The sequence below is a fragment of the Neobacillus sp. PS3-40 genome (assembly GCF_030915485.1).
GTDB lineage: Bacteria > Bacillota > Bacilli > Bacillales > Cytobacillaceae > JAUZPL01.
Genome location: NZ_CP133266.1, coordinates 3,702,483 through 3,726,774, shown reverse-complemented (window position 1 = coordinate 3,726,774; position 24,292 = coordinate 3,702,483). Strand labels below are relative to the sequence as shown.

Sequence of the window (24,292 nt, the reverse complement as noted above, 5' to 3'; positions counted from 1 at the left end):
ATTCCTCACACCCAACTTCCCCGATTCATAAATTGTTGGATCGAGATATCATCCATTTGTCGTCCTTCAGTTAGCTTTTCATCTTTTTTATAAACATGAAAGTCTTTTTGCTTTATTTTTTCGTATTTTTTTACTTCAATATTCATTTCCATCAGCTTTTCTTGGTAAAAATTCATTCGATTACGGGCATTTTGGACCATCTTTTGATAATATTCAATGCTTTTTTGCAAATTCAGGATAAATTGCTGATGAAGACGGATTTCCTGAACTGGTAAGCCATCTGCTATTCTTGATGATTGAAAGATTTCGAGATCTTCCTTTTTCTTTAATAGTTCATACAGTTTTTCGGCAGCCTCTTCAAATTTTCGGACAGCCATATGATATATGGCTAAAGATTCACCTTTTTCTTTTTCTTTAATTTGAAGGATTTTGTCAAACTTATATTGAAACACCATAATCTATTCACCTTTTTCTATTAGCTGAATTAAATGATTAACGCCTTCTGGCAGTGTTACCTTCTCATCTACCTTCTGCTTTAAAAAGGAGATGATAAGTGGATACAGTTGGATAGCCTCGTCAATTTCCTTCGACGAACCTTTTTTATAGGCCCCAATATTTATTAAATCTTCTGAATTAATATAAGTACTTAGCAAATCTCTTAATCTTTCAGCAGCTTTAACATGCTCTTCTGGAACAATGTGATTCATGATCCTACTGATGCTTTTCAAAACATTAATTGCCGGAAATTGTCCTTTGTTTGCCAATTCCCTATCTAATACAAAATGTCCATCCAATATTCCTCGTACTGTATCTGCAATCGGCTCATTCATATCATCACCATCAACAAGAACCGTATAGAAACCGGTAATAGAGCCATGCTCATTCGTTCCAGTTCGTTCAAGCAGCTTGGGGAGTACAGAAAAGACGGAAGGTGTGTAGCCTTTTGTCGTTGGTGGTTCCCCGACAGCTAAGCCTATTTCCCGCTGTGCCATTGCAACCCGAGTAACTGAGTCCATCATCATCATGACATTTAGACCCTTATCCCGAAAATATTCTGCAATAGCCGTTGCTGTTAAGGCCCCTTTTATCCTCATTAAGGCAGGTTGATCAGAAGTCGCGACAACTACAATAGACCGTTTTAAACCCTCCACACCAAGATCACGTTCAATGAATTCCCTGACTTCACGACCACGCTCACCAATTAAGGCAATCACATTTAAATCAGCTGTCGTATTGCGGGCTATCATTCCTAGTAAAGTACTTTTGCCAACTCCACTTCCTGCAAAAATCCCAACCCGTTGTCCATTTCCAACTGTTAGAAGGCTATCAATGATACGAACGCCAACTTCAATTGTGTTTTCAATCGGTGGTCTACTCATTGGATTTGGTGGAGCTTGATCAGTTGGTACAGCCGTTAGTCCTTTTGGTAAAAATGAACCATCAAGAGGTTTTCCAAGTGAATCAATTACACTCCCAATCAGTCCTGCCCCGACTTTTATTTCTAAAGGTTTTGAAGAGGCTTCCACTAAACTCCCAGGAGAAATATCCTGAATTGTGGTATAGGGCATTAAAATAACGTTTTCTTCTCGAAAGCCCACAACCTCAGCTTGAATCTTTCGCTTTTTATTATTACCTACATAAATGTAGCAAACATCCCCAATTGAGCTTTCAGGTCCTTGTGACTCTATCATTAAGCCAACAACCCTCTTTACTCTGCCAAACCGTTTAAACGTATCAAGTTGATCAATATACTTAAGGAGACCCTTTGCTATCATTCGTTCTCACTCTCCAAGAGCTCCAAAAGCTTCCTCTTTATTTCTTCTAATTGACTATCAATACTGGCATCAATTCGACCGCTCGACGATTCAATGATGCAGGTTTCTTTTGAAAGATCCTCATCCGGATAAATGTAAATATCCACTTCCCGTGGAAATATGGCCAATAGTTCTTCTTTTTGCGATAAAACAAACCCGTAGTGAACAGGGTTCATATGTAACTGAACCTCTTTGTATTCACGTGCTTCTTTAAGTGCCCTTTTTACAATCGATAAAAAGGTCGTTTCACTTTCTACCAGCTTTAGTCCGATAATTTGCTCAGCAACCTTCATTCCTAAGCGTAAGATTGTTTTTTCAGCGGAAACAATTTGCTGTTGATAATCTTTCCTTGAAGTAGTAACGACCTCTTTTGCAAACGAAAGTGAATCTTGATATTCTTGATAGCCTTGATCTTTTCCCTCGATGAGCCCTTTTGCGTAACCATCCCGTTTGGCCTCTTCTGCAATTTCTTTTTTCTCATGGTCCCAAGCTTCTCTTTCAAGTGCAATTTGTTCTCGAATAGACTGTGCCTGTAATAATGCGTTTTGAACCAGTAATTCAGCTTCTTGCTTGGCTTTTGTCAACATTTCTTCCTTTTTTGAATCATAATGATCGATTGGTGCCGATTCATTTTCTGTATTAAGATGGAGCATTTTTATAGAAATAACTTTTTGATTTTCGCTGGTAGGATTAGCCCATTGGGATTTAATCAATCTAGACAATGATATCGTCCCCTCCTCCACGGGCTATGACAATCTCACCGGCTTCTTCTAAACGGCGGATAACAGAAACTATCCTTGATTGCGCTTCTTCAACATCCCTTAACCTAACAGGACCCATGAATTCCATTTCTTCCTTAAATGATTCGACCATACGTTGTGACATATTCTTATAGACAATTTCTTTCACTTCATCACTTGAAACTTTAAGTGCAAGCAATAGATCTTCATTTTGACAATCACGAATCACACGCTGTATAGCTCTATTATCAAGAGTGACAATATCTTCAAAGACAAACATTCTTTTCTTAATTTCTTCGGCAAGTTCCGGGTCTTGAATTTCAAGAGCGTCAAGGATCGTTCTCTCGGTAGAGCGATCCACACCATTCAAGACATCCACAACTGCTTCAATTCCACCAGTATGCGTATAATCCTGTGTAACAGTTGCGGAAAGCTTTCTTTCAAGGATTTGTTCTACTTCATTAATAATTTCTGGTGAGGTACTATCCATTACAGCAATTCTTCTCGCAATATCAGCTTGCATTTCTTGAGGAAGCTCTGATAAAATTTGGCCTGCTTGAGCAGCATCAAGATACGATAGAATCAAGGAGATCGTCTGTGGATGTTCACCTTGAATAAAGTTTAAAATTTGGGCTGGATCAGCCTTACGTGCAAAATCAAAAGGTCGAACCTGCAAAGAGGAAGTCAGGCGATTAATGATGACAGAAGCCTGTTCATGCCCTAATGCCTTCTCAAGTATCGTTTTTGCATACCCGATTCCTCCTTGAGAAATAAAGTCCTGTGCAAGTGCAATATTATGAAACTCTTCTAAAATTTCCTCTTTTGCGACCGAGTCTACCTTTTTCACTCCTGAAATTTCCAATGTTAACTTTTCAATTTCTTCTTCATTTAAATGTTTATATACATTTGCTGAAACATCAGGTCCAAGAGAAATGAGGAGGATGGCCGCTTTTTGTTTTCCGGATATTTCCTTTTGATCTTTTCTTGCCATAATTCTTCTTCCCTCCTAAATCTCTAGTCTTCAGCAATCCATGTACGGAGAAGTTTGGCAAAATCTTCAGGATGTTCCTTGGCCATTTTTTCCAATTGTTTTTGCTTAAGAGTATTTTCATTTTCATGTTCCTCATTAACATCTGGAACATAAATCGGTTCTGCTTGATCGAGTGATATGTCTTCGACCACCTTCCGATTTTTTCGTAAGAATAGAATTAACAATAATGCGATGATTGCCACTAAAATACCACCTACAACGTAGATCCACCACGGAAACACTGTTTGAGCAGTTTGAGTAAAATTCGTTTTCCCTTTAAAAGGCTGCACAGAAACAACAATTTTATTTTTTATATCTTGATCCGTTAGAGCCTTTCCTGTACTACTTTTATCAATTGAGGTTCGAACGATTGTCCCAAGTATTTTTGTGATGTCATTTACTGTTGATTTCGGAAGTGATTTAGGATTATTTGGTTTTGGCGGTTCTACCATCACTTGGATTCCTAAATCTCTAATTTTATATGGACTTTCAGCAATTTGTTTACGAATACGATTAACATCATAATTGACCTTATTATCAATTTTTTCAGAATCTCCGTTTGAATCGCTTCCGGCTAAATAACTAGAACCGGTATCAGAGGTACTTTCAGATTGTGGTGTTCCCCCCGTTTGATTTGCTTTACCAGTAAAGGTTTCAGAGATATTTTCCGCACTAATTGCGATTCCCTTCATATTTTCCTTATCAACAGGTTCTACAAGGTTTTCAACCCTATTCTCTTGTGTAAAATCAACGTCAGCTGAAACAGAAACTACAACCTTGTCTTGTCCCATTAATGTCCCTAGCATCATTTGAACCTGTCTTTGCACATCCCGCTCAATTTGTTTTCGAACTTCGCTTTGATCAGCAAATGTTGAGCCATTAGTAGAACTTTTTCCTTTATTTAAATCAAAGTACTCAAAATATTGATTCATAATGACGATATTATCTGTAGGGAGATTAGGAACACTTTTAGAAACTAATTGATAAAGGCCTGTAATTTGATCATCCCGAAATTGATAGCCCGGTTTTGTGTTTAAAACAATCGAGGCAGAAGCAACTGAATCCTTGTCGCTTACAAAGATTCCTTTTTCAGGAAGATTAACCATCACTTTGGCATCCTGAACTCCCTCGATCCCTTTTATCAAATTTGCAAGTTCCGTTTGCATTGCATCCAACTTAATGACATTGAATTCATTATCTGTTGTCCCTAGACCCGCATTTTGGCTAAAAAAGGAATAATCAATACTCCCTGACTTTGGAAGACCTTCAGAGGCGAGCTGTACTTTTAATGTATCAACAACATCATCAGGAACCTTAATAGTTGAACCATTATCTGCAATTTCAGATTGAATCCCTTTTGCATCCAAGCTTTGCTTGATCGAGCCTGTTTCAGAAGGCGATAGGTTGCTGTATAAAGGAACAAGCGTTGTCCTGGTTGTAAAAAATGAAGTTAAACTAATAACTATCAAAAGGAACAGCGCTGAACTAATATAAATCGTTTTTTGCTTTTTTGTTCGTCCTGACCAAAAAGCTTTGATTTTATTTTTGTAATTTTTGATTGATTCGTTCATGATTTTCCCCCGGTTACTCTGTCTATTTCCCGGCAGTTAATAACCGCTTCATTCTTTAGTATTCTTTAAGCATTATAAATTGTCTTACTTCCGCTTCTATCCCTTACGAAATATCCTAGAATCCAACGGAACTCTTTGTCCAATCATCGCTAATTGCATGTTCCGCTGATCTATTAAACTTGCATTCTCATCATTTCTTGATAGGACTCAATAACTTTATTACGAACTTCTAATGTTGCTTGTAAGGTTATATTTGCCTTTTGTTGCGCGATCATAACTTGGTGTAAATCAACATTTTCACCTTGGGCAAGCTTTTGAGTCATTGTATCTGCTTCAAGTTGAGATTCATTAACTTTATTAATAGAATCCTTTAAGACGGACGCAAAACTATTTTGTGCTTCGAATGGTGTAGCAGAAGTACTTTTAACATTCGGGTTACTAGAAGCAAAAACTTGTTGTACAGACGGAAATGATACTGGATTCATTTAATAATCTCCTTTATTTGCCTATTTCCAATGCTTTCATCATCATACCCTTAGAAGCGTTAAAAACAGTGACATTCGCCTCATAAGAACGTGTAGCACTCATTAAATCCACCATTTCACGAAGCGGATCTACATTTGGAAGTTCTACATATCCATCTTGATTCGCATCAGGATTTTCAGGGTCATATTCCATTTTAAATGGTGTTGTTGTATCCTCCTGAATTTTTGAAACCACTACACCATTACCAGCAGATGCTGGATCATTAGGATTGAGTGCGGTTTGTAGGTGCGAGGAAAAAGAACCTTCCTTTTGCTGTAAAACGACTGTTTTCCGGCGATATGGCTCCCACTTACCATCTACAAATTTCCCACGAGTAGAATCAGCGTTCGCCATATTGGAGGAAATAACATCCATCCTAAGTCTCCCAGCTGTTAGGGCGGATGCAGTAGTATTTAAACTATGGAATATAGACATCCCTATTTGCCTCCCCTTATTACATTTTGCAGAGTTGAGAACTTGCTGTTTAACTGTTCAACTAGAGCGTCATAATAAATTTGATTCGTTGCCATATCAGACATCTCTTTATCTAAGTCAACACTGTTTCCATTGTTGTTGTACTCTACATTTTGACGAGTTACAATTCCAGGCTGCGATGAGCTATCACCTGAAAAGTCTAGATGCCTTGGATCTGTTCTGTTTGTCTGGAAATCTTGGTTGATTTCATTTTGAAAAATAGCATTAAAGCTAACGTCTTTAGCTTTATAGTTTGGAGTATCAACATTTGCAATATTTTGGGAAATTACCTTTTGCTTTAATGATGAATAATCAAGCGCATGATCTAACGAAGTAAATATATTAGAAAATAACTTCAAGATTCACACCTCTTTCGACAAAATAAAAAAATTGGAACTTTATGTAGAAAAAACAGACGAAATATATGAATCTTCTTATTCATTGTAATGAATTTGTAATACCCTGTCTATATTATTACATGTTATTTTTCGTAACCTTTTCAACCATTTCAACCATTTTTCACCATGTTCGTAATTTTCCGACCTTTTAGATATTGAAACATCATTGCTGAGTTTTGTCGAATGATGTTTTTTATTTTTCGACTCTATTTTCCATAATAATATATTATTGTAAAAAACAATTGGGTACTTGTTCCTAATTTTCATTACATTTCTTTGAATTTTTATTCTTTTAAAGGATATCTTACTAACTTTGTTCATTTTTTCAACATATTTATATAAAACCATCGGTTTCAAATGAATAAGCCTAAACAAATAAAAACCCTGTTAGAAATTTGATAATTTCTAACAGGGTTTTTAAATTTATCTTTTAGTTGGATCTTAATTTATCAAGCTCAACTAGGAACTTATTGTTCAATACTTTGATATAAGTACCTTTCATACCTAATGAACGGGATTCAATGACTCCTGCACTCTCAAGCTTTCTTAAAGCATTGACAATAACAGAACGAGTGATTCCGACACGGTCAGCGATTTTGGAAGCAACTAATAAACCTTCATGTCCATTTAATTCTTCAAAAATATGTTCAATTGCTTCAAGCTCGCTATAAGATAATGAACTAATCGCCATTTGAACAACTGCTTTGCTTCTTGCCTCTTCTTCGATTACTTCAGACTTTTCACGAAGGATTTCCATTCCAACTACTGTTGCACCGTATTCTCCTAAGATTAAATCATCATCATGAAACTTTTCATGAAGTCTTGCTAAAATTAATGTACCAAGGCGTTCACCGCCCCCGATAATCGGTACAATCGTTGTTAATCCTTCACGGAATAACTCTTCGTTTTCGACCGGGAAGGCTGTATAGGCACTTTCAATATCTAAGTTAGAAGATGTTTCTTGAATATTAAATAAACCTTTTGTGTATTCTTCAGGGAATTGACGATCTTCAAACATCTTTTTCATTCGTTCGTTCTCAATTTGCTGATAGATTGAAAATCCTAAAAGTTTACCTCTACGGCTAACTACATAACAGTTTGCTTCAATAATTTCGCTTAAAGTCTCTGCCATTTCTTTGAAGTTTACCGGTTTTCCAGCTGCCTTTTGTAATAATGAGTTGATCCTTCTTGTTTTTGTAAGTAAATCCATGGATTTATTCCTCCTAGTTAACTGTAACAATTAGTAAGTATTTTATTTCTATATAATAGTTCGAATATTCCTGTGTACAGCGGTGGTACAAAGATGTTAAAGAATAAATTGGCTTAGATCTTTATTCTTTGAAATCACACCTAGCTTTTCATCCACATATTGTGGTGTGATGTTGACTTTCTCCAGTGTAATATCAGGCGCTTCAAATGAGAGGTCCTCTAAGAGCTTCTCAAGTATCGTATGAAGTCGTCTGGCACCAATATTATCCGTATTTTGATTCACTTCAAATGCCACTTCAGCAATCCTACGAATAGCTTCGTCAGAAAATTCTATTTGTATACCTTCTGTTTCTAATAATGCCTGATATTGCTTAATTAACGCATTGTCAGGTTCAATTAAAATCCTGAAAAAGTCATCAACCGTTAATTTTGTTAGCTCTACCCGAATTGGGAAACGTCCTTGCAATTCAGGAATCAAATCAGATGGTTTTGCCATGTGGAAAGCTCCTGCTGCAATGAATAATATATAATCTGTTTTAACAGATCCATATTTTGTTACAACGGTTGACCCTTCAACAACAGGCAAAATATCCCTTTGAACACCTTCGCGTGATACGTCAGCAGAGGAGCCACCTGAATTTTTGCTAGCAATCTTATCTATCTCATCAATAAAAATGATTCCAGTCTGTTCTGCTCGATATACAGCATCCTGGGTCACTTCATCCATATCAATAAGTTTCGCAGCTTCTTCATTGGTTAAAATCGTTCTAGCATCACGGACGGTTAGTTTCCTTTTTTTACGCCGTTTTGGCATTAGGTTACTAAATGCATCCTGCATATTCATGCCCATTTGTTCCATTCCGGAGCCCTGAAGCATATCAAACATCGATGGTGTTTGTTCTTCAACTTCAACCGTAACTAATTCCTCTTCCAATTGACCAAGTGCTAATTTTTCTTTAATAATTTTTCGTTTTTCATTAACCGAAAAGTCTTCAGAATGGTTGGTATCCTCTTCATTCTGAGAATTTCCACCTCCGAATAACATTTCCAGTGGGTTTTTATAGCTATTTGTCTTTTTTGCACTAGGGACGAGTAAATCAACGAGCCGTCGATTCGCACCTTCTTCAGCATGTTCTTTTACACTTAGCATTTTTTCCTCTTTTACTAAGCGGATTGAAGTCTCAACCAAGTCACGTACCATTGATTCTACATCACGACCAACATATCCGACCTCAGTAAACTTAGTTGCTTCTACCTTTACGAATGGTGCCCCAACTATTTTTGCCATTCTCCGAGCAATTTCAGTTTTACCTACTCCAGTTGGTCCAATCATTAATATATTTTTAGGAATAATTTCATCCCTTAATTTTTCGCTTAATAAACCGCGCCTATACCTATTGCGAAGCGCTACCGCTACAGCCTTCTTAGCATCCTTTTGCCCGATAATAAATTGGTCAAGACGTTCAACAATTTGTCTGGGGGTTAAATTTGTTGTTTTTACCATGAATTTTAGGGCTCCTTCCTAATTAAATCTCTTCCACGATAATATTGTGATTCGTATATACACATATATCAGCAGCAATTTCTAAGGAAGCTTTCGCAATTTCTCTCGCAGCTAAATGTTCACCAGAGAATTGCTTTAGCGCTCGTCCCGAGGCTAGCGCATAATTTCCACCAGACCCGATCGCCAAAATCCCATCATCTGGCTCAATCACTTCACCTGTTCCAGATACAAGAAGTAAATGTTCACGATTCATCACAATTAGCATTGCTTCAAGTTTTCTTAAGATTTTATCACTTCTCCACTCTTTAGCGAGTTCCACCGCTGCCCTTTGGAGATTTCCATTGTACTCTTCTAATTTCCCTTCAAACATTTCGAAGAGAGTAAATGCATCCGCAACAGACCCTGCGAATCCTGCAAGTACTCGACCATTAAAGATCTTCCTTACCTTCTTTGCTGTGTGTTTCATCACGACAGCATTTCCGAATGTCACTTGTCCGTCACCGGCCATTGCACATTCTCCCTTATGTTGGACGGCAAATATGGTCGTTGCATGAAATTCAGACATCATGAGATTCCTCCTTTTTGGTGGCTAACCACCCGAAAAGCAGATGGTATAGTTCAAATAATGGATCTAGGGTAAAATGTAACATGACCAAAACTACAAAAATTCGTATTCATTTATGCCCTAGGATGATGGGACATATACGTTTTTCGTAAATGTTCCTTGGTTACATGCGTGTATATCTGGGTAGAAGATAAAAAAGAATGCCCAAGTAATTCTTGAACGGAACGAAGATCTGCACCGTTATTTAGCATATGTGTTGCAAATGTATGCCTTAACATATGAGGATGTATTTTCCCATTTAACGCGGACTTTTCAATCATCCCATTAAGAATTTTTCTCACACCTCTGGTTGTCAATGGACCACCACGATGGTTGACAAACAAAACATCGTGAGGATTTTCACTTGTTAAGAGCTTATTTCTGCCGTTAGATATGTATTGTTCCAGTGAATTTTTTGCAAAGCTGCCGAATGGAACATACCTCTCCTTATGGCCTTTTCCGTGAACAAGTACGGTAGATAAGTAAAAATCAAGATCATTTATCCTGATTTGACAACATTCGCTCACACGAATACCTGTGGCATAGAGAATTTCCAGTAATGCTTTGTTTCGCATCCCTAGTGGTGTCTCTGTTTCACATGCACGAAATAGTAGTTTAAGTTCATCCTCATAAAAAAACTCAGGCAGTCTCTTTTCAGACTTTGGAATGGTTACGAGAGCGAAAGGATTTTCCTCAACAAGTTTTTCACGAAGCAAAAATTTATAAAAACTTCGTAAACACGAAATTTTTTTTGCAACTGTTTTTCTTGAAAGTTTTTTCTCGAATAACATTGTTAAATAAAGCCTTGCATCCGAATACTGAACATCTTTTACATTCGCGATTGCTTGTTCAGACATGAACAACATGAAATCACTGATTTCATGTTGATAATGTTCAATTGTATATTGTGAGTAATTTTTTTCAATTTGTAAATATTCTTTAAACATCTTTAAAAAAACGTTCACATTTACCAAATCCAATCACCTCGTAAAGGCTCCTACAGCTTACCATACATCCAAAAAGCTTGCAACTAATTTGACAAAATTTTCACAAAGTTTTGAATTTTTTCCAATGCCCGATTTGCATGCTGTAAGTTTCTTTCTTGTTTGCCTTTTATTCTTATTGGCAATTCAGGAAATAACCCGAAGTTTGCGTTCATAGGCTGAAAATGATTTGGATCAGCAGTTGTAATATAATTCGCCATACTCCCCATCGCTGTGTCTATTGGGAATTCTAACGGGCTCTCTCCAAGTACAAGCCTAGCTACATTTATTCCTGCTATTAATCCACTTGCAGCCGATTCCACGTATCCTTCAACCCCAGTCATTTGACCAGCAAAAAATAAATCTTCACGATTTTGGAATTGATATGTCGCTTTTAACACCTTTGGTGAGTTAATAAATGTGTTTCGATGCATAACACCATAGCGGACTATTTCAACATTCTCCAAGCCTGGAATTAAGCGTATAACATCCTTTTGTGCTCCCCATTTTAAATGGGTTTGAAAACCAACAATATTAAAAAGGGTCCCTGTCGCATTATCTTGACGAAGTTGGACAACCGCAAATGGTCTTTTTCCTGTTCGCGGATCTTCAAGACCTACTGGCTTCATTGGTCCAAAAAGCATCGTCTTTTTACCACGCTTAGCCATTACTTCGATTGGCATACAACCTTCAAAAAAGATTTCTTTTTCAAATTCTTTCACTGGAACTATATCCGCTGTAATCAGAGCTTCATAAAAACGATCAAACTCTTCTTCTGTCATCGGGCAGTTTAAATAAGCTGCTTCACCTTTATCATAGCGGGATTTTAAATAAACCTTATCCATATTTATGCTTTCTTTTTCAAGAATAGGTGCAGCTGCATCGTAAAAATATAAATAATCCTCACCCGTTATTTCTGTTAGCTTTGAAGAAAGTGCCGGACTAGTGAGTGGACCCGTAGCAATCACAGTGGGACCACTAGGGATCTCACTAACCTCCTCGTTAATAACCGTAATATTTTCGTGACTTTTTACCATATCTGTTACTTTTGCTGCAAATTCATGGCGATCAACAGCAAGTGCTCCACCTGCGGGAACCGAACAGGCATCTGCTGAAGAAATGATAATAGAATCAAGCTTTCTCATCTCTTCTTTTAAAACACCGACAGCATTAGTGAGTGTATCAGCTCGTAATGAATTGCTACAGACCAATTCTGCAAATTTATCTGTATGGTGTGCAGGTGTTTGTTTAACTGGTCTCATTTCATAGAGTCGAACCTTTACCCCTCTTTTGGCAATCTGCCATGCAGCCTCACTTCCTGCCAAACCTGCTCCGATGACATTTACGGTAACATCTTTCATGAGTGTACCTCCTAGTTTCTAAAGCCAATTTCTTCAGTTCAAAAAGAAATATGTAGAATTTAAGCCAAACGGCTCTCAATATAGTTCAAATGAAAAGAGTGAGCTACCTTTGAGCCCACCCCTTTAACTTTGCTGCTCTTCCTTGTAGTCACATTCAGTACATTGTACCTGGACACCTTTTTTTAACTTTTTCTCTACTAAAGGACCTTCACATTTAGGACAGCTTCTTGGTATTGGTTTATCCCAAGAGATAAAATCACACTCTGGAAAACGATCACATCCATAAAACAGCCTTTTTTTCTTGCTTTTTCTTTCGATGATATTGCCTTCTTTACATTTCGGACAAGTAACACCGATTTCTTTTACGATCGGTTTTGTATTACGACAGTCTGGGAAATTACTGCAGGCCATGAATTTTCCGTACCGACCCATTTTAAATACCATTGGGTTACCACAAAGTTCACAATCTTCTCCTGCTGGTTCATCTTTAATTTCCACTTTTTGCATTTCTTTCTCTGCCTTAACAAGGTGTTTTTCAAAGTCTTGGTAAAATTCGTCGATTACTTTCTCCCAACGAACTTTGCCCTCTTCAACATCATCCAAACCCTGTTCCATTTTGACTGTAAATTCTACATCAAGAATATCAGGGAAAAATTCAAGAATCAACTCTAAGACAATATCACCTAATTCAGTTGGAATAAAGCGTTTATTATCTAAGGCCACATAACCTCTTTTTTGAATAGTATCCAGAGTAGGTGCAAAGGTTGAAGGTCTTCCAATCCCAAGTTCCTCAAGCGTCTTAACAAGCCTTGCCTCCGTGTACCTTGGCGGTGGCTGTGTGAAATGCTGTTTCGGTTCAATATCTTTCTTGATAACTTCATCGCCCTCTTTTAAATCAGGCAACATTTTCTCTTTTTCTTCCTCTTGATCATCTGTACTCTCAACATATAGCTTCATAAAACCAGGGAATTTTATTTTTGAACCAGTTGCACGAAAAACAATATCCCCATTTTGCAAATCAACACCCATGGTATCCATGACCGCTGGAGCCATTTGACTTGCTAAAAAGCGATCCCAAATTAATTTATATAATCTAAATTGATCCCTCGAAAGGAACTGCTTTATACTATTCGGATCACGAAAAGTACTTGTCGGACGAATCGCTTCATGTGCATCTTGCACATTTGACTGTTTTTTTTCTTTCCGTTCATCCTCTTTCAAATAACTTTCGCCGTATTCAGACTTAATATAATTTGCAGCTTCTTCTTGTGCTACTTCTGAAATACGGGTGGAATCCGTTCTCATGTATGTAATGAAACCAACAGTTCCTTCTTTACCAAGTTCGATACCTTCATATAATTGCTGCGCTAACATCATTGTTTTCTTTGCACGAAAGTTTAGCTTTCGCGCTGCTTCTTGTTGCAAAGATGAAGTAGTGAACGGAAATGCAGGATTTCTTTTTCGTTCTTTTTTTGTAACCGAAACAACTTTAAATTTATTCCCTTTTATTTGCTTTAGGATCTTCTGTACATCTTCTTCTGACTTTAATTCTATTTTTTTCTTATTTTCACCATAGAAAATCGCACTAAAATTATTGCTTTTTCCTTTTAAAAAGTCGCCTTCGATTGTCCAGTACTCTTCAGGGACAAATTCTTTAATCTCTTTTTCCCGATCAATAATTAATCGAACTGCAACCGATTGAACTCTTCCTGCACTTAGACCTTTCTTTACTTTTTTCCAAAGCAAAGGGCTAATATTATAGCCAACGAGGCGGTCAAGAATTCGACGGGCCTGCTGTGCATCAACCAGGTCCATATTGATTGGACGGGGATGTTTAAATGATTCTTTAATAGCATCCTTTGTGATTTCATTAAAAACTACTCGACAATCTGATGAAATATCAACGGAAAGGCTATGTGCCAAGTGCCATGCAATTGCTTCCCCTTCGCGATCCGGGTCAGCTGCCAGATAGATTTTTTTCGCCTTTTTAGCAGCAGTTTTCAATTCTTTTAGAACAGGGCCTTTTCCGCGTATCGTTATATATTTAGGATTGTAGTCATTTTCAACATCTACGCCCATTTGACTTCTCGGCAAATCACGTACATGTCCCATGGATGCTTTAACTTTATATTTCTTTCCAAGATAACGCTCGATCGTTTTCGCTTTGGCAGGCGATTCAACGATCACTAGAAATTCTGACATCCAGTCATCCTCCTTAAGAGGGATAATTCAATCATCACTATTTGTTTATTCTTTTTAAAAAATGATGGTTTCTATTAAAATAAATTATCCATTTGTATTTACCAAGTGATTTTTTCTTTTCAAAAATGAAACGATTAGGACTGTAACCGTTTTATCGACTATGGTGCTACCTTTTTTTCGAACACCTGTTGCAAAATGTATAACATAACGGAAATAATTTCAACCTTTTTTTTCAAAAAAACAAATAAAATTGAAAAAATCCTTTAAAAACAGGTGTTTTTTACTATTTTTAGCCTTTTTTCACGAATTCTAAGGATAAAGAATTAAAGCATTACCTTAACCTAAAACCTCGTCTCTAAACAAAAGGTCTTCTCCTATCATAACTTAGATCTTAGGCTAAAGAGAATTGTCAAAGTGCAAACCAATCGTTTTTTAAGATTTTTTTGCTTTTTCTTCTCAATTTATCCATACAACCTTAGTTATAATCTAATTTCATCAAAAATATCCTCAGCCCTCGTTACGAGCTTTGCTCCTTGTTGAATTAATTCATTCGTTCCATTCGAAAAGGGATTAAAAATACTTCCTGGTAAAGAAAAAACTTCACGTCCTTCCGTTACAGCATAATTAGCCGTTATTAATGAACCACTTTTTTGTTTTGCTTCTATTATAAATGTACCCACAGACAATCCACTTATGATTCGATTTCGAATTGGAAATTGCCATTTAACTGGTTTTGTATCTGGAGGATATTCGGATACAATAAGCTGCGTTTTCATCATCTGAAGTGCGAGATTCATATTTTCTTTTGGGTAAATATGATATAGACCTCCCGCAATCACAGCGATGGTCTTTCCACCGCAGTTGATGGCACATTCATGTGCAACCGCATCAATTCCTTTTGCGAGGCCACTAACAATCACCATATCCTTTTCGATTAAACGTGGCATTAAAAGTTTCAGTGAATTCTTTCCATATGGGGTTGCCTGCCGAGATCCTACAACTGCAAGTTTCGGATTTTTTTGAAGAAGGGAAAGATCGCCCTTTGCAAATAATGCCCAAGGAGGCTGATAAATGCTTTTTAATAATGAAGGATATTCTTTATCAAAAAAAGAAATGACACTTATTTCATTTGGATAGTATTGTCGAATTTGTTCATGGATGGTTTCAGATTGAAGGCGGAAGGCGGATTGGTTAAAGGAGTTTAGCGGTGGAAAAGATTTTTGGTCTAAATCGTGCGGTTGTAAGTGATAGATTGAATACAAATTTGGATCTTTTTTCAGGATTCGATAAACCGTTTGCCATGTGATATTTGGGTAATGAAGTAAATGAATGAACCTTTCCTTAAAATCGTCCATTTAACAGTCTCCATTCTGAATTATTTTTTTAAATTATAGAAAAGCCCCTCTATAAAGGAGAGGGACTATTTGTAAGTATAGCATAGATTGCTTTTCTCTTAATGTGTTTTACACTTTTCGTATAAACCATTTTCTTTTAACGCTTCAATTAGCGTTTCACCCATCACAGAAGGAGTGTTTGCTACTTTAATTCCACATTGATTCATAATTTGAATTTTCTTATCAGCAGTACCTTTACCACCTGAAATAATGGCACCAGCATGGCCCATTCGTTTTCCTGCAGGAGCAGTACGACCACCAATAAAGCCTACAACAGGTTTGGTCATGTTGTCCTTAACCCACTCAGCTGCTTCTTCTTCAGCAGTACCGCCAATTTCACCAATCATAATAACCGCAAACGTTTCAGGGTCCTCATTAAAAGCTTTTAAAACATCAATGAAGTTGGTACCGTTTACAGGATCTCCACCAATACCTACAGCACTCGACTGGCCGATGCCACTTTGAGTTAATTGATGTACAGCTTCATATGTTAGTGTTCCAGAGCGAGAAACAACTCCAACATGCCCTTTGGAATGAATATATCCAGGCATGATTCCAATCTTGCATTCATCTGGAGTAATAAGCCCTGGACAGTTCGGACCGATAAGACGAGTTTTCTTGCCCTCCATGTACCGTTTAACCTTTACCATATCCAGAACTGGAATATGCTCAGTAATACAGATAACTAGATCTAATTCAGCTTCAACAGCTTCGATTATGGCATCAGCAGCAAAAGAAGCTGGGACATAAATAACAGAAACGGTTGCCCCAGTTGTTTTAGCAGCATCGATTACTGTATTAAAAACAGGAATTCCTTCAACTACCTGGCCTTTTTTACCTGGAGACGTACCTGCAACAACTTTTGTTCCATAATCAATCATTTGTTTTGTATGAAAAAGGGCAGTTGAACCTGTAATCCCTTGAACAATAACTTTTGTGTCTTTATTAATAAATACGCTCACGTCATTACTCCTTTCGATATCCTGTTTCACCTCGTAAGTGCTAGCTCATAGCCGTCCATCATAATAGGCAAAATTCACCCTTTACATGGTAGTCTTATGCTTTTTGCACGAAACAGTCAGTTCCACTTTAACTTACCCTACTAATGATACGATTTTTTGTGCTCCATCAGACATTGATTGTGCTGAAATAATATTAAAACCTGATTCAGCTATTAGTTTCTTACCAACATCAACATTTGTTCCTTCCAATCGTACAACAAGTGGAACATTCAATCCTTCTTGTTTTATGGCCTCAATAACACCTTCTGCAATGACATCACATTTCATAATTCCACCGAAGATATTAACAAAAATCCCTTTAACATTTGGATCAGCAAGGATAATTTTGAATGCGCCTGTAACCTTCTCAGCAGTCGCACCGCCTCCACAATCAAGGAAATTCGCAGGGTCCCCACCGTAATGTTTCACAATATCCATTGTCGCCATTGCAAGACCTGCACCATTTACCATACAGCCAATGTTGCCTTCTAATGAAATATAGCTTAAATCAAATTTGGAAGCTTCAATTTCTTTTGGATCCTCTTCTTCAATATCACGGTAAGCAACGATATCTTTTTGACGTGATACTGCATTGTCATCAAAATTAAGTTTTGCATCAAGTGCCATTACTTTACCATCACCTGTTACAACAAGTGGGTTGATTTCTGCAATAGAACAATCTTTTTCAATATATGCCTGGTAAAGACCCATCATAAACTTAACTGCTTGATTCATTAATTCTTTCGGAATGTTAATTCGAAGAGCAATACGGCGTGCCTGATAAGGCATTAATCCTAACACCGGATCGATTACTTCTTTAAAAATTTTCTCAGGTGTTTTCGCTGCTACTTCTTCAATTTCTGTTCCACCTTCTTCAGATGCCATTAAGACAACACGAGAGGTTACTCGATCTAACACTAAACCAACATAGTATTCTTTTTTAATATCGCAGCCTTCTTCAATTAGCAAACGCTTTACTTCTTTTCCCTCTGGACCTGTTTGGTGTGTTACCAATGTTTTCCCTAAAATTTCATTTGCATATATTCGTACTTCATCAAGATTTTTTGCCACTTTAACTCCGCCAGCTTTTCCTCTTCCACCAGCGTGAATTTGTGCTTTTACAACACATACTTGCGTTCCTAGTTCTTTTGCAGCTTCAACTGCTTCTTCTACAGTGAATGCTACTTTTCCATTAGGGACCATTACCCCATATTTTCTGAGGATCTCCTTGCCTTGATACTCATGGATATTCATTTCCCATCCTCCTATTTTAACCTTCGACAAAAATTACTGCGCTTTCATTTTATATAATGTCCACCTATCTTGTCTAGCATTACTCTAATAAATCCTATTAATCCTAATATTCAGAATAGTAAGTATGGATATTATCCTCTATTCTTGTTTTGATTTGCTAGTTTATCTGCGTGATAAATAAATGCAAACACCTCTGCTACTGCTTGGTATAACTCTTCTGGGATACTTTGATTTAATTTAAGTTCGGATAAGAGAGTTACTAGAGATGGATCTTCCTTAACAGGAACTTGATGCTCTTTGGCTTTTTCAATCAAATTTTCCGCTATTATTCCTTTGCCTTTTGCAATCACTTGAGGTGTTTCATCATGATTGGCACGATATCTGAGAGCAACTGCTTCTTTACGTTTACTATCATTTTTATTCATATTCGAATATCGACTCCTTCGTAGGATGTACTCTCGAAGGATGAAAACACCCCTTTTTTCATTTTTGTTGGATGCTCGAACGAAACTGCTGATAGTTTGTAATCCATTTTCGAAAGTTTTTCTTTTAAAAAATCGATTAGCGGCGAAGCAATTATTTTCAAGTCTTCCCTTTCATTGCTGATAGAAATAGACATAATCCGATTTTGAATGTGCAAATCAACGAATGTATCCCCAATATTTTCTAAATCAAGATATAACAGGACACGACAATAATTAGGATCAATTTTCCCATCCTTCTTTTTTCGTCCATTCCATTGAATCGTTATTTCTGAAGTTCTATTTTCAGTTTGAAGTGGAATTTGGGTAACAAATTGCTCAAGTGCACCATGTGATTCCTCTAGATTTTCTTTGTATACTAATGGTGGCTGCTGATCAAATGAAACCCTATCATCATTATTTCTCTTGATCATCTTTAAACGAATTTTTCCATCTCCAGGTTGAACCTGAAACCAATATTGTTGATTCGCCAAAAGGGAAACTTCAAGTTTTGCGATCAGTCTTTGGGATCCAATCTGTATTTCAGCTGTTTGATTCGGAAAAAACCTAATTATTTTCCCAGCTATAATTTGTCCAACTTTAAGCGATTTTATATTGGGTTGAACATTTCCCTCAAATTTTAAAAATGTTTTCAACAAATTTAAAGGATCCATATAAAAACCCCCTCTGGCACTTTATGCCATTTTCTCTCCCTCTTTTCCATCTAAGCCGGTTTTCTATTCAATAGAAATGCTATCTTTAATTGGTGCAAAGCTTTTACGGTGATGAGGAGTAATCCCGTATTGTTGTATCGCTCGGATATGTTCTTTCGTTCCGTATCCCATATGTTGTTCAAAACCAAATAAAGGGTAGCTTTTTGAAAGCTCCTTCATTAGTCGATCCCTAGCAACTTTAGCAACGATCGATGCTGCTGCTATTGATACACTTTTTGCATCACCTTTAATGATTGATTCAGATGAATAAGGAGTTGTTAATTTCATTGCATCAATAAGTAAAAAGTCCGGTTTCGGTTCTAAACATGAAATGGCAGCCATCATAGCCTTTTTAGTCGATTCATAAATATTAATTTCATCAATTTCAGCAGGTTGAATCATCGCAATGCCGATAGCAATTGCTTCCTTTTGAATTAATTCTTCAAATTCTTCCCGTTTTTTTTCAGATAATTTTTTAGAATCATCAATTCCTGCCAGGAAAAAGTTTTCAGGTAGAATTACAGCAGCTGCAACAACAGGTCCAGCAAGTGGACCTCGACCGACCTCATCAATTCCAGCAATGAGTTGAAACCCTTGTTTTCGATATTGTCTTTCATACAGATTCATTTCGTCAAATTTATTTCGCAGATTTTTTTCTTTATCTTGCTGCCTTTGCCATTTTAAAATAAGATTTTGAACTCCTTTGCGCTTATCATCCTTTATCTTCTGTAAAAATGGATGGCAGTCTTCCCCAATGGACTCAAGTTGTTCTTCGATTTGTTTAATAGACATGTTCCCCAAAATATACACCTACCCATTACATTATGTATCGGTTAAAAAGAAAAATTCAAAAATAAAGCCCTCCTATTGGAGAGCATATATCATTTTTCAATTGTTTCATCCCTAATAAGGTCAACTGGCTTTTCGAAGGTTAGTGCACCGAACTTTTCACTTCTGATCTCTCTTACGATCAATTCCGCTACTTTATCATAATCTACAAGGCCACCACCCATTAAACAGCCTCTTAGGCTACCGATATGCTCAAATAATTCCACAAGATCTTCAGGAATAGACTCAAGATTGTAGCGTTCTTTTAATCGATCTGGGTAGTTTAGTTCTAAAAACCTTAATGAATAGACAGCAAGATCATGAAGATTTAATAAAGTATCCTTAATTGCACCTGTTACCGCAAGTTTCATTCCAACTTGTTGATCCTCAAATTTAGGCCATAAAATTCCCGGAGTATCAAGTAGTTCTAGTTCTTTTCCTACTTTTATCCATTGTTGTTTCTTTGTAACCCCTGGTGTATTTCCCGTCTTTGCAATATTCTTCTTTGCCAAACGATTAATAAGAGTTGACTTTCCAGCGTTAGGAATTCCGACAATCATTGCCCGAATAGCTCTAGGTTTAACCCCTTTTGCTTTATAACGGTCTATTTTCTCTTTTAAAATAACATGGGACGCCTGAACAATTTCCTTCATCCCTTCACCTGCCTGAGAGTTAATGGCAAGTGCTTTAATGCCTTTGTCAGCAAAAAAAGCAATCCATGCTCTTGTAGCCTCTTTGTCAGCCATATCCGCTTTATTTAGTAAGACAAGCCTTGGCTTATGCTGAATAATTTCATCAATCATAGGGTTTCTCGATGAATATGGTATCCTTGCATCAACCAATTCAAAGATAATATCGACTAGTTTTAACTTTTCTGTGACCTCTCTACGAGCCTTGGCCATATGTCCTGGGAACCATTGAATCGTCAAAGTTGCCACCTCCAAACTTTATTTCACTCTAACAATATGTGCATCTTTCATTGGCCAATAAACAAAATTCGTTTTACCAATTACCTTGCTTAATGGGATTGTTCCAATATGCCTGCTATCTTTACTAAAGCGGCGATTATCCCCCATCACGAACAGTTCTCCTTTTGGAACGGTGCTCCGGCCAATTTTTTCTTTTAATGTAAATGGATCTGTTAATGGTCCATCCACCACTTGCTTTTTATATTCATCTAGATACGGTTCTTTATATGCTTTACCATTCACATATAATATATCGTTTTTATATTCTATCGTGTCCCCTGGTAAACCAATTACCCGTTTTATGTAATCCTTGCCTTCTGGTGCATGGAAAACAATAATATCGAACCTTTTCGGACTACCAACCTCATAGCTAAATTTATTAACAATCATTCTGTTTTGATCATGCAATGTAGGCATCATTGATAATCCATCAACAACAATCGGAGCAAATAGAAAATACCGAATAACTGCGGCAAGTAGGACGGCTATCAATAGTGCTTTCGTCCATTCCCATAATTCATTCTTCTTTTTTGTTTTTGTCATTCTTGTTCCCCACCAATCTCAGCAAAAAAATATTTTTCCTAAGCTTATTTTACATAACTACTCCGTAATTAACACAAAGGGATTCATTTTTTAATCAAACTTTAATAATTTGTAGGTAATTTAGAAACAATTTAGTAATTATTTGTTTGGTCAGGGGCGAATTGCGCAAAAGCTGATGCCATTTGTTTTATCGAATAAAAAAAGAGTTTGCAGAGCAAACTCTTTTCTCTTTGTGTTATCGAATTTCTTTAATACGAGCTTTTTTACCACGTAGATTACGTAGGTAGTAAAGTTTTGCACGGCGAACTTTACCGCGACGAAGTACTTCAAGCTTCGCAATTTTTGGTGTGTGTACTGGGAAAGTACGCTCAACGCCTACTCCGTAAGAAATTTTACGAACTGTGAAAGTTTCGCTAATTCCACCACCACGACGCTTAATCACAACACCTTCGTATAACTGAATACGTTCACGAGTACCCTCGACAACTTTAACGTGTACACGTACAGTGTCACCAGGACGGAATGCAGGCAGATCAGAACGAAGTTGTTCTCTTGTGATATCTTCTATTAATTTTTGCATCGTTTTCAACTCCTTCCAACAGACGCTCTTGCACATCATTCAATTGCAGCGGAACATCGTTATAGACCCGCTGTTTATACAGCAAAGGCACAAGTAACATCTTACCATACATGAAGCCCTTCTGCAATAACTACTCGTATTCTTTTTTTATATCAACCAACCATTTTTCTTGTTCTTTTGTTAATTCTACTTCCTCAAATAAATCGGGACGACGCAGAAGCGTTCTTCGCAATGCCTCTTTTGTTCGCCATTCCTCAATGTGTTTATGATTTCCAGACATAAGTACTTCTGGAACCATCATCCCGCGAAAGTCAGCTGGTCTAGTATAATGAGGATGCTCAAGCATTCCGGTGCTGAAAGAATCTTTCATATGTGACTCTGCATTCCCTAACACATCTGGTAAAAGGCGAACGACACTATCAATCACAACCATTGCACCAAGCTCTCCACCTGTTAGTACATAATCACCTATTGAGATTTCGTCTGTTACAAGATGCTCACGAATTCTTTCGTCATACCCCTCATAATGGCCACATATAAAAATGAGATGTTCCTCTTGCGCTAATTCTTCTGCTCTTTTTTGGGTATAACGATCCCCTTGTGGACAAAGAAGAATAATTCTTGGTTTCACACTCTCTGTTTGCGCTGTTAATGCCGCAACCGCATCAAAAATTGGCTGTGCCTTCAAAACCATCCCAGCCCCGCCACCATATGGATAATCATCTACTGTCAGATGTTTGTTGGCAGCATATTCACGAAAATTCACAACATTAAATTGTACAGCTTGTTTTTCAGTTGCCTTTTTTAAAATTGATTCTCCAAACACTCCACTGAACATGTCAGGGAATAAAGAAAGAACATCAATTTTCATCATGATAGAAGTCCTTCCATCGGTTCGATGATAATTGTTTTCTCCTTCACATCCACTTTTTTAACTACATCTTCAATATATGGAATCAAGATTTCCTTTCCACCAGCTTTTATAACCCAAACATCATTTGCGCCAGGTGTTAGAATTTCAAGTATCTTCCCAATCTCTTTACCTTCTGTTGTAATAACGGTACAACCAATAATTTCATGGAAATAAAATTCATCTTCGTCAAGTTCATCTAGCTGTGAATCAGGAACCTTTAAAAATCCCTCTTTGAATTTTTCAACTTCAGTAATGCTTTCATATCCTTCAAATGTCAGCATATCAAATGATTTATGGGTACGGTGACTTTTAACTGTTAATTCAATTGGCGTATCTGACTTCGGCAAAAAAAGGAACAATGTATTTCCAATTTTGTAGCGTTTCTCCGGGAAATCCGTTTTTGAAATAACGCGAACCTCGCCTTTCAAACCTTGAGTATTGACAATCTTTCCAACATTAAACCATTCTTCCATATCGTTTCCTCACCTCTATCGTATCTCAGCAATAATACCATCTTTTATAATAATAGTTGTACTGCCCAAATGTTCATCCCATTGATCTCCTACATTAATATCAACAAGTGCTTGGACTTCTTTTTCTTTTAATTCGCTGCCTAATGGTAGCATATGTAATTGTTCAATTTGAAACTCATGAAGCTTAACTTTTTCTTTACGCATCTGCATTTCCTTCTCAAAGTGTCTCTTTAACCCATTTGTTTCAAATTTGTTCGTTTTTTCAAGCCTTTTTAATTCAAATTGAAGTTGGTCGCATTCCTTTAAGTATTGCATTTTCCGTGCAAAATATTGGTCAAGCAATTTCTGTTTGCTATCTTCAGTTAAAATTTGTTTCACCACAACAGTTTGAAGGATCTTCATCATATTGCCCCCTTTGTGCATAAACAAGAAAAAATTTTAATACCACTTGCCGCAAAAAAAAGTTAGCAAAAAGGGAGGGTTTAAGCCCCTCCCTTCATCATGATGCAAAAAGCTATTCACCGATTTCTAAAAAAAGCTTTTTCTGTTGTGATGATCCTGCTGCATAAACAACAGTTCTGATCGCTTTTGCAACGCGCCCCTGCTTTCCAATAACTTTTCCCATGTCCGTCTTGTTGACAGAAAGCTGATAGGTTACACGCCCATCTTCTTCGATGACATTTATATGAACGTCTTCCGGAAAATCAACTAGGGGTTTGACAATCGTCTCGATTAATTGTTTCATTATC

27 protein-coding genes are annotated in these 24,292 nt (G+C 37.1%); all 27 read right to left on the bottom strand.

Features of this window, described 5'->3' with window-relative positions; translation table 11 throughout:
- Positions 1 to 5: 5 nt before the first annotated feature.
- Positions 6 to 455, bottom strand: a complete 450-nt coding sequence (gene fliJ / locus RCG20_RS18220; protein WP_308181536.1) for a flagellar export protein FliJ — start codon at positions 453 to 455, stop codon at positions 6 to 8.
- A 3-nt stretch (positions 456 to 458) separates the two neighbouring features.
- Entirely contained in the window at positions 459 to 1,775 is a 1,317-nt protein-coding gene (gene fliI, locus RCG20_RS18215; RefSeq protein WP_308181535.1) for a flagellar protein export ATPase FliI, read from the bottom strand.
- Entirely contained in the window at positions 1,772 to 2,536 is a 765-nt protein-coding gene (fliH, locus tag RCG20_RS18210; RefSeq protein WP_308181534.1) for a flagellar assembly protein FliH, read from the bottom strand. Before fliH ends, fliI begins: the two co-directional genes overlap by 4 nt.
- Positions 2,529 to 3,545, bottom strand: a complete 1,017-nt coding sequence (fliG, locus tag RCG20_RS18205; RefSeq protein WP_308181533.1) for a flagellar motor switch protein FliG — start codon at positions 3,543 to 3,545, stop codon at positions 2,529 to 2,531. Before fliG ends, fliH begins: the two co-directional genes overlap by 8 nt.
- A gap of 23 nt (positions 3,546 to 3,568) precedes the next feature.
- A complete protein-coding gene (gene fliF / locus RCG20_RS18200) occupies positions 3,569 to 5,155 on the bottom strand; it encodes a flagellar basal-body MS-ring/collar protein FliF (protein WP_308181531.1) in 1,587 nt (528 codons plus the stop codon).
- A gap of 173 nt (positions 5,156 to 5,328) precedes the next feature.
- On the bottom strand, positions 5,329 to 5,640 hold the full coding sequence (gene fliE, locus RCG20_RS18195) for a flagellar hook-basal body complex protein FliE (protein ID WP_308181530.1): 312 nt from the start codon (positions 5,638 to 5,640) through the stop codon (positions 5,329 to 5,331).
- Positions 5,641 to 5,653: 13 nt separating this feature from the next.
- Entirely contained in the window at positions 5,654 to 6,115 is a 462-nt protein-coding gene (flgC, locus tag RCG20_RS18190; RefSeq protein ID WP_308181529.1) for a flagellar basal body rod protein FlgC, read from the bottom strand.
- Positions 6,116 to 6,117: 2 nt separating this feature from the next.
- Positions 6,118 to 6,513, bottom strand: coding sequence for a flagellar basal body rod protein FlgB (flgB, locus tag RCG20_RS18185; protein WP_308181528.1), 396 nt, complete (start codon positions 6,511 to 6,513; stop codon positions 6,118 to 6,120).
- 469 nt (positions 6,514 to 6,982) lie between these two features.
- The gene (gene codY / locus RCG20_RS18180) at positions 6,983 to 7,762 is read right to left on the bottom strand and encodes a GTP-sensing pleiotropic transcriptional regulator CodY (protein ID WP_308181527.1); all 780 of its coding nucleotides are present in this window, start codon (positions 7,760 to 7,762) and stop codon (positions 6,983 to 6,985) included.
- A gap of 96 nt (positions 7,763 to 7,858) precedes the next feature.
- A complete protein-coding gene (gene hslU / locus RCG20_RS18175) occupies positions 7,859 to 9,265 on the bottom strand; it encodes an ATP-dependent protease ATPase subunit HslU (RefSeq protein ID WP_308181526.1) in 1,407 nt (468 codons plus the stop codon).
- Positions 9,266 to 9,287: 22 nt separating this feature from the next.
- Positions 9,288 to 9,830: an ATP-dependent protease subunit HslV gene (gene hslV, locus RCG20_RS18170; RefSeq protein WP_308181525.1), complete on the bottom strand. Its 543-nt coding sequence runs from the start codon at positions 9,828 to 9,830 to the stop codon at positions 9,288 to 9,290.
- 113 nt (positions 9,831 to 9,943) lie between these two features.
- Positions 9,944 to 10,816, bottom strand: coding sequence for a tyrosine recombinase XerC (xerC, locus tag RCG20_RS18165; protein ID WP_308184393.1), 873 nt, complete (start codon positions 10,814 to 10,816; stop codon positions 9,944 to 9,946).
- Positions 10,817 to 10,899: 83 nt separating this feature from the next.
- Positions 10,900 to 12,213, bottom strand: coding sequence for an FADH(2)-oxidizing methylenetetrahydrofolate--tRNA-(uracil(54)-C(5))-methyltransferase TrmFO (gene trmFO / locus RCG20_RS18160; RefSeq protein WP_308181524.1), 1,314 nt, complete (start codon positions 12,211 to 12,213; stop codon positions 10,900 to 10,902).
- Between the two features lie 123 nt (positions 12,214 to 12,336).
- The gene (gene topA / locus RCG20_RS18155) at positions 12,337 to 14,415 is read right to left on the bottom strand and encodes a type I DNA topoisomerase (protein ID WP_308181523.1); all 2,079 of its coding nucleotides are present in this window, start codon (positions 14,413 to 14,415) and stop codon (positions 12,337 to 12,339) included.
- Positions 14,416 to 14,894: 479 nt separating this feature from the next.
- Positions 14,895 to 15,770: a DNA-processing protein DprA gene (gene dprA / locus RCG20_RS18150; protein ID WP_308181522.1), complete on the bottom strand. Its 876-nt coding sequence runs from the start codon at positions 15,768 to 15,770 to the stop codon at positions 14,895 to 14,897.
- A gap of 98 nt (positions 15,771 to 15,868) precedes the next feature.
- The gene (gene sucD / locus RCG20_RS18145) at positions 15,869 to 16,771 is read right to left on the bottom strand and encodes a succinate--CoA ligase subunit alpha (protein WP_308181521.1); all 903 of its coding nucleotides are present in this window, start codon (positions 16,769 to 16,771) and stop codon (positions 15,869 to 15,871) included.
- Between the two features lie 132 nt (positions 16,772 to 16,903).
- Positions 16,904 to 18,064: an ADP-forming succinate--CoA ligase subunit beta gene (sucC, locus tag RCG20_RS18140; RefSeq protein WP_308181520.1), complete on the bottom strand. Its 1,161-nt coding sequence runs from the start codon at positions 18,062 to 18,064 to the stop codon at positions 16,904 to 16,906.
- Positions 18,065 to 18,195: 131 nt separating this feature from the next.
- Complete coding sequence (locus tag RCG20_RS18135) at positions 18,196 to 18,489, bottom strand: EscU/YscU/HrcU family type III secretion system export apparatus switch protein (protein ID WP_308181519.1); 294 nt, start codon at positions 18,487 to 18,489, stop codon at positions 18,196 to 18,198.
- On the bottom strand, positions 18,486 to 19,199 hold the full coding sequence (locus tag RCG20_RS18130) for a hypothetical protein (RefSeq protein ID WP_308181518.1): 714 nt from the start codon (positions 19,197 to 19,199) through the stop codon (positions 18,486 to 18,488). The genes RCG20_RS18135 and RCG20_RS18130 overlap by 4 nt, the downstream gene beginning before the upstream one ends.
- A gap of 63 nt (positions 19,200 to 19,262) precedes the next feature.
- Positions 19,263 to 20,030, bottom strand: a complete 768-nt coding sequence (locus tag RCG20_RS18125) for a ribonuclease HII (RefSeq protein ID WP_374120486.1) — start codon at positions 20,028 to 20,030, stop codon at positions 19,263 to 19,265.
- 89 nt (positions 20,031 to 20,119) lie between these two features.
- Positions 20,120 to 20,995 (bottom strand): ribosome biogenesis GTPase YlqF, encoded by an 876-nt coding sequence (ylqF, locus tag RCG20_RS18120; RefSeq protein WP_308181516.1) that lies wholly within the window; start codon positions 20,993 to 20,995, stop codon positions 20,120 to 20,122.
- Between the two features lie 18 nt (positions 20,996 to 21,013).
- Entirely contained in the window at positions 21,014 to 21,577 is a 564-nt protein-coding gene (gene lepB / locus RCG20_RS18115; protein ID WP_308181515.1) for a signal peptidase I, read from the bottom strand.
- Between the two features lie 235 nt (positions 21,578 to 21,812).
- Positions 21,813 to 22,157 (bottom strand): 50S ribosomal protein L19, encoded by a 345-nt coding sequence (rplS, locus tag RCG20_RS18110; RefSeq protein WP_308184392.1) that lies wholly within the window; start codon positions 22,155 to 22,157, stop codon positions 21,813 to 21,815.
- 130 nt (positions 22,158 to 22,287) lie between these two features.
- Positions 22,288 to 23,028 (bottom strand): tRNA (guanosine(37)-N1)-methyltransferase TrmD, encoded by a 741-nt coding sequence (gene trmD, locus RCG20_RS18105; protein ID WP_308184391.1) that lies wholly within the window; start codon positions 23,026 to 23,028, stop codon positions 22,288 to 22,290.
- Positions 23,028 to 23,543 (bottom strand): ribosome maturation factor RimM, encoded by a 516-nt coding sequence (gene rimM, locus RCG20_RS18100; protein ID WP_308181514.1) that lies wholly within the window; start codon positions 23,541 to 23,543, stop codon positions 23,028 to 23,030. The genes trmD and rimM overlap by 1 nt, the downstream gene beginning before the upstream one ends.
- 15 nt (positions 23,544 to 23,558) lie before the next feature.
- Entirely contained in the window at positions 23,559 to 23,945 is a 387-nt protein-coding gene (locus RCG20_RS18095; protein ID WP_308181513.1) for a YlqD family protein, read from the bottom strand.
- Between the two features lie 112 nt (positions 23,946 to 24,057).
- Positions 24,058 to 24,288 carry a KH domain-containing protein gene (locus tag RCG20_RS18090; RefSeq protein ID WP_308181511.1) on the bottom strand — a complete coding sequence of 77 codons (231 nt, stop codon included), beginning with the start codon at positions 24,286 to 24,288 and terminating at the stop codon, positions 24,058 to 24,060.
- Positions 24,289 to 24,292 lie beyond the last annotated feature (4 nt).